A 5,888-nucleotide genomic window follows, 5' to 3' on the forward strand; every position below is an offset into this window, starting at 1 on the left:
GACTTTCAACTCTGTAAAAGCTATTCATCAACAGGATTTGACAAAGAGCCTCAAAAATAAGCAGTTTGTAAAACTTAGAATTAAGTTTTACAAACTGCTTATTTATTTAGAGCTGGTTTTTGTCCCAGCCCCAATGGCGTGTGACAACTAAATTAACTACTTTTTAGCCTTCAAGCTCATAACCAGTAAGAGTTTGAGGCTATTTGGATACTCTCAACCTTTAGTTAATCCATTTTAATTCGTACATTGGTCGATCAATTATTCACTGCTTACAGAAATATGATCACTTCTTTGTTTAATTAGTTAACTGCTTATCACTTACTTCTTGAATTAATTGAATGACCATTAAAGCCGATCTTTTACCGGCTTCTATAATAAAATCATCAAAACTAACCCCAGCCTTTTCATCTCCAACATCACTCATTGCGCGAATAACAACAAACGGAATTTCAAATTGCAAAGCTACTTGTGCAATTGCTGTACCTTCCATCTCACTTGCTAACGCATCTGGGAAGTGTTTTAAAATATTATATTTCTGCTTTTCACTTGCTATAAATTGATCTCCAGAAACAATAAGACCTACTCTAGTTTTTAACGAAAATTTATTAGCGGCTTTTTCGACTTGAGCTATTAATTTTTTATTTGCACTAAAGCGTTTAACTTGTTGTGGTAGTTGACCATAGGCATACCCAAAAGCTGTCGCATCAACATCATGGTATGCTAGTTCTTTAGAAATAACAATATCACCTATTGTCAAATTTTTACCAATTACGCCAGCCGAACCAGTATTTATTATCATATCAGGATGATATTTTTCTGATAGAATGGTTGCCGCAATAGCTGCTTGAACCTTCCCTATACCTGACTGGACAAGAATAATTTCAACGCCATCAATGTAGCCAATACAAAAATCTGAATTAGCTATCATTTTTGATTCGGTATTTATCATCTTATTTTTCAAGATTTTTACTTCTTCATTCATTGCCCCAATAATACCTATTTTCATTTAGTTATTTCTCCCTTCAAAGCATTAAACAGTTTTGATTGATTCAGTTTTTTAGTTTTAGGAACTTCATATGCAAACCATACACAGTAAGATCTTACCGATATTTTTAACCCAAGCATAATTAACTTTTTTTTAATTTTTTTCATTAAGTGAGTCCCCTTTATCATTTTTATAGTATATAGTATAAGCACCGCAAATTGTGCAAAGTAGTAAGAATATTTATACTTTTCAGCAACCAAAAATAAAAAATTAGCAACTAAAAGCGCTATAGGCTTATAAATATTCTTATTTTTATTTGTTAACAAATAAAATAAAATGATAGTTTGATCGAAAAACCATATAACAACTAATGATTGTATATTCATCCATTTAAAATCTTGTAGCATGAAAACAAAAGAGGTGATTGACAGAAAAAAACAGGTTATAAATTTTTTTGCATGCCACCCCGGAAAAACGCTTCTCAACCAAATTACCAGGCAAAGCACAAAAGCACCTTTCAGTAAATGATTAGTTACTAAACTCAAAGTAAAAGCAAAAGAAAACATCATTAACCTGACAAAAAGAGATAAAATCATATATCTTAAAAATTCTTTTTCCCTACATAATTGTTCATCCTTCGCAGCTAACGAATCTACTAATCTAATGACTATTTTATTAAACTTTCGCTTTATGATTAATTTCATTTTATGCATATTCAATATATTTGCGTCCTATTAAATCAAACTTATCTTGTCTTTGTTTTATCAATTCTTCTTTATCTAAATTAAGATATTTTTGGAAGGCCCCATCAATTGTTTGACCTAAATGAAATATAGTCTCATTTTTCACTAGATTAGGCTCTTCAATGATAAGATCAATAACGTTTTCTTTTTTTAATTCTTCTGGTATTGCATGTAATTCATTGAGTGCACGATCAGAATTTTGGGGTGATACTTTCTTCCACATTATCTCAGAATACCCTTCTGGGGAAATCGTAGATAACATCGAAACACTAGTGGCTATACGATAGTCAGATACTAACAAACCAAGCGCACCACCACTACCGCCTTCCCCTAAAATTAGTGAAACAATTGGGACTTTCAGTATACTCATCTTTTCAATCAATTTTGAAATAGCTTGCGCTTGACCGCTCTTCTCGGAATTCAAATCACAATATGCTCCAGGAGTATCAATTATTGTCAATATTGGAATATTTAATTGTTCTGCCTGCTCAAATAATCTAAAACAGGTTCTATAACCTTTTGGTCTCAAGCTGCCATTATGCGTTACAGTTCTCTCGGCAGCATTATTTCCTCTCTGGATACCCGTAATCATCACTGCTTTTTTGTTCATAAGTCCAAGCCCACTAATGAGAGCATCATCAATTCCTTCATGTCCATCACCAAATAAAGGTACAAAATCATCAGTTAAATTTTTCACTAGGTTGAGAGTACTTATTTTTTTAAGACTCCTCACCTCATTCACAAATCTATTCATTTGATGTACCTCCAATTTTCAGCATTGTACTTACTCTTTCTATCCAGTTAGTTATATCCTCTCTTTTAACAATATCGTCTAAAAAGCCATTTCTATAGACATTCTCAGCAAGTTGGTCATTCAAATCTAATTTTTTTCCAACTGTTTGTTCGATAACCTTTAATCCTGCAAACCCAATTTGAGCCTTTGGTTCAGAAATGCAAAAGTTACCAATACTAGCAATGGATGCAAGCATTCCGCCCATACATGGATCACACATTACAGTTATTAAACAATTACCTTGTTTCTTAAATATTTTTGCATAATAACTCATTTTTTCCATTTGTATTAATGAAAACGGACTTTCTTGCATTCTAGCACCTCCAGATGCGCAAAATAAAATCACTGGTAACCTCTCTTGGCCAGCTTTTTCAAAAAGTAATTTGATTTTCTCTCCAATTACTATACCAATACTTCCCATGATGAAACGATAATCAAAAATTCCCACCGCAACTTTCAAATTACTTTCAAATGTAATTTCACCAGTAATGATTGAATCATTCATTGTTAATCGTTTTCTGGAGCTTTTAAGCTTTTCCTCATATTCCTTCGTTGAATTAAAAGTTTCTTTTAATTTAATCTTACTATTCCACTCAACAAAAATCCCGCCTAATTGCTGAAGCCTTTCTTGGGCTCCAATCCGAAAAGCATAACCACAAAAAGGGCAAACTTTATATGTTCCTACAATAAATTTATCCACCATTTTGTGACACCTACTACAGTGAAAAATTACTGTGTTTCCCACCATTTTCACTAATCCTCCCTTATTTCTTCTAAAGTATTTATTGTATAGTTAGCATTTTTCATTTTTTCACTTATTAATACTTTTTTTAAAAAAGTAATATTAGTTTCAACTCCACATATTTCAATTTGATTAATCATTCTTAACATCCTATTAAGCATCAAAATTCTATTTTTTGCGACACATACAACTTTTGCCTGAAGAGAATCGTAATAAATACTATTTTTTTTGTTTAAGAAAAGGTCAGTATCGATTCTATTATTTAAACCATTTGTCGGAAGATATAAATATTTGATTACCCCAATTGAAGGAGTAAAAGTTTCACTATCTATACTTTGTAGTCTACACTCTAATGCATGTCCCTCAGGATTGAGCTTTATATTTCTAATTTTTTTAAAATTTGCTATTTGAATTTGTTGATATAATATATCTACACCTGTAACAAACTCACTAATAGAATATTCGAGTTGAATACGACCGTTCATTTCCATGAAATATACTTGATCTTCATCAACTAAAAACTCAATAGTACCAGCATTTTCATAATTTAATTCATTTACAATCTTTTCAGAATATTCTTGTAGTTTTTCTCTTAAAGTTGCTTTTATAAAGGGACAGGGAGATTCTTCAATCATTTTTTGTTGATTATATTGTAATGAGCAATCACGTTCTGGAAAGCACATTACATTACCAAATTTATCACGTAATATTTGAACTTCTATATGTTTCACTTTCTCCAAATATTTTTCGAGATACATTCCGTCTATACTGCCAAAAGATAACTTCCCCTCATTTATACTTTCATCCCAAGCTCGTGCTAAATCCTCTTCTTTTCTAACTATTCTAATTCCCTTTCCACCGCCTCCATTTGAAGATTTAAGTATAATAGGAAAACCGATTATTTTCGCGCTATATTCTAGATCATTGAAACTTTTAACTAAATTACTTGAACCAGGTATAGTTGGAACCTTTATATTATTCGCTAACGTTATAGTTTTTTGCTTGTTTCCCACTAATTCAAGAGCCTCATAATTAGGGCCAATAAATATAAGTCCAAACTCATTACACAATTTAACGAAATTCGCATCTTCCGATAAGAATCCATAACCAGGATAGATAGCGTCACAATTGTGCGCTATCGCAATATCTATTAACTTATACCGATCTAAATAAGTATTTGAAGTATTCTCAGATCCTAAACATACATATTCAGTACTTAATTTATTCAAGATCGGGTTAAAATCATCATTAGCGTAAACTGAAACAGATAATATTCCATGATCATCCAATACCTCTGCCATACGCTGTGCAATTTCTCCTCTATTAGCGATTAGTACCTTTTTAATCATGATTAATTTATAGTTTCCTCCAAACTTAATATTTTATCCCCTTCGCTTACAACTGAAGAGTTATTTACAAAAATTTGCTTGACAGTACCATTAATTGGACTCATAACATCAATAAAATTCTTCATAACTTCAATATTACATAGGATAACTCCTTCATTAACTTTGACTCCACGTTTTAAACCTAACTTTTCATTTAACTCACAAATACCAGATGTATTTGCTTTAATAATCACATCATTTTTATCTTTCTTTAATGTTTCACACGATGATTTACTCTGATCTTCTGTTTCTTGCATAACACTTATATCATTTGTATTTATTAAAGATTGTCTACTTTTCCTCTTTAAAACTATCTCCAATTCACTATCTTTATATTTCAACTCATCTACACTTGAATTGATAAATACATTTGCTATTCTGTCTAGCTTATCCATTTCATCATCTCACAACTTTTTAATATCTTCTGTCGTTGAAACATTTATGATTTCATATGCTGGTTGAATATTTTTCACCAGCTTCATCAAGCTTCTATTTGGGCAAATAGTGATAAACTTTTTTACCCCTAAATTAACCATATTATCTACAATTTTCGCAAAGTAAGTTGTAGACTCCATTTGTTTCGACAATTTAAAGAGTAAGTTTTTAGCAGTATATACTGAACCATCATAATTTGCTAAAACCTTTTCTTTTACTACCTCATCTTTAAATTGTTCTATAAAAGGTAAGAATCTTTTATTAGCTTCGTGCATAAAGGGAGTATGAAATGCACCATCAACTTTTAATGGGATACAAATAAAACAACCAATTCTTTCAATTTCTATGATAAATTCATTTTCCAATGAGCTTTCAAGACCTATTACGATTTGATTATGAGTATTCATATTTGCTATAAAAGCATTGTGCTTCCATTTTTCTAACGTGAGTAATTTATTTATTGAGTCAATATTATCTCCAAGCACTGCTACCATGACAGTATTCTGACTCTTGCAAACATTACTCATTAGCTCTCCTCTTTTGTCAACAACCTTTACCATCCTTTCAAAAGAAATAGTTGTTGATACAGCTAACGCGCTATATTCGCCAAGAGATAGTCCGGCAAATATACTATTCTCAGTGGGGACCTTTTTCGCTATATTTTGATAAAGTGATAAAGAGTACAAAAATAATGCTGTTTGAGCATATCTTGTCTCTAGAATTTTAGAAGAAGAATGGATGTAAGCTGATTCCTGAGACAACTTTTAAGAGAGCGTATAATGAATAAATCGTCTCTCAAAAG

General features: G+C 31.4%; 7 protein-coding genes. All 7 read right to left on the minus strand.

Annotated features, from left to right (window positions below):
• Positions 1–295: 295 nt before the first annotated feature.
• From EKM67_RS10150 to EKM67_RS10180, 7 genes are read right to left on the minus strand one after another with little or no spacing between them, the layout of a single operon-like run.
• Positions 296–1,006 carry a 5'-methylthioadenosine/adenosylhomocysteine nucleosidase gene (locus EKM67_RS10150; protein ID WP_125552328.1) on the minus strand — a complete coding sequence of 237 codons (711 nt, stop codon included), beginning with the start codon at positions 1,004–1,006 and terminating at the stop codon, positions 296–298.
• Positions 1,003–1,698 carry an accessory gene regulator B family protein gene (locus EKM67_RS10155; protein ID WP_225417370.1) on the minus strand — a complete coding sequence of 232 codons (696 nt, stop codon included), beginning with the start codon at positions 1,696–1,698 and terminating at the stop codon, positions 1,003–1,005. Before EKM67_RS10155 ends, EKM67_RS10150 begins: the two co-directional genes overlap by 4 nt.
• The gene (locus EKM67_RS10160) at positions 1,691–2,482 is read right to left on the minus strand and encodes a carboxyl transferase domain-containing protein (protein WP_125552330.1); all 792 of its coding nucleotides are present in this window, start codon (positions 2,480–2,482) and stop codon (positions 1,691–1,693) included. The genes EKM67_RS10155 and EKM67_RS10160 overlap by 8 nt, the downstream gene beginning before the upstream one ends.
• On the minus strand, positions 2,475–3,224 hold the full coding sequence (locus EKM67_RS10165; protein WP_164506647.1) for an acetyl-CoA carboxylase carboxyltransferase subunit beta: 750 nt from the start codon (positions 3,222–3,224) through the stop codon (positions 2,475–2,477). Before EKM67_RS10165 ends, EKM67_RS10160 begins: the two co-directional genes overlap by 8 nt.
• A gap of 50 nt (positions 3,225–3,274) precedes the next feature.
• Complete coding sequence (locus tag EKM67_RS10170; RefSeq protein WP_125578882.1) at positions 3,275–4,612, minus strand: ATP-binding protein; 1,338 nt, start codon at positions 4,610–4,612, stop codon at positions 3,275–3,277.
• 2 nt (positions 4,613–4,614) lie between these two features.
• Positions 4,615–5,046 carry a biotin/lipoyl-containing protein gene (locus EKM67_RS10175; RefSeq protein ID WP_125578883.1) on the minus strand — a complete coding sequence of 144 codons (432 nt, stop codon included), beginning with the start codon at positions 5,044–5,046 and terminating at the stop codon, positions 4,615–4,617.
• Positions 5,047–5,055: 9 nt separating this feature from the next.
• Positions 5,056–5,847 carry an ACP S-malonyltransferase gene (locus EKM67_RS10180; RefSeq protein WP_125578884.1) on the minus strand — a complete coding sequence of 264 codons (792 nt, stop codon included), beginning with the start codon at positions 5,845–5,847 and terminating at the stop codon, positions 5,056–5,058.
• Positions 5,848–5,888: the final 41 nt, after the last annotated feature.

The sequence above is a fragment of the Lapidilactobacillus mulanensis genome, from assembly GCF_003946215.1.
Taxonomy (GTDB): domain Bacteria; phylum Bacillota; class Bacilli; order Lactobacillales; family Lactobacillaceae; genus Lapidilactobacillus; species Lapidilactobacillus mulanensis.

Excerpts from the sequence above, each read along its gene's own strand:
- EKM67_RS10170 (WP_125578882.1), bottom strand. The coding sequence starts at position 4,612 with ATGATTAAAAAGGTACTAATCGCTAATAGAGGAGAAATTGCACAGCGT.
- EKM67_RS10150 (WP_125552328.1), bottom strand. The coding sequence starts at position 1,006 with ATGAAAATAGGTATTATTGGGGCAATGAATGAAGAAGTAAAAATCTTG.
- EKM67_RS10165 (WP_164506647.1), bottom strand. The coding sequence starts at position 3,224 with ATGGTGGATAAATTTATTGTAGGAACATATAAAGTTTGCCCTTTTTGT.
- EKM67_RS10175 (WP_125578883.1), bottom strand. The coding sequence starts at position 5,046 with ATGGATAAGCTAGACAGAATAGCAAATGTATTTATCAATTCAAGTGTA.
- EKM67_RS10155 (WP_225417370.1), bottom strand. The coding sequence starts at position 1,698 with ATGCATAAAATGAAATTAATCATAAAGCGAAAGTTTAATAAAATAGTC.
- EKM67_RS10160 (WP_125552330.1), bottom strand. The coding sequence starts at position 2,482 with ATGAATAGATTTGTGAATGAGGTGAGGAGTCTTAAAAAAATAAGTACT.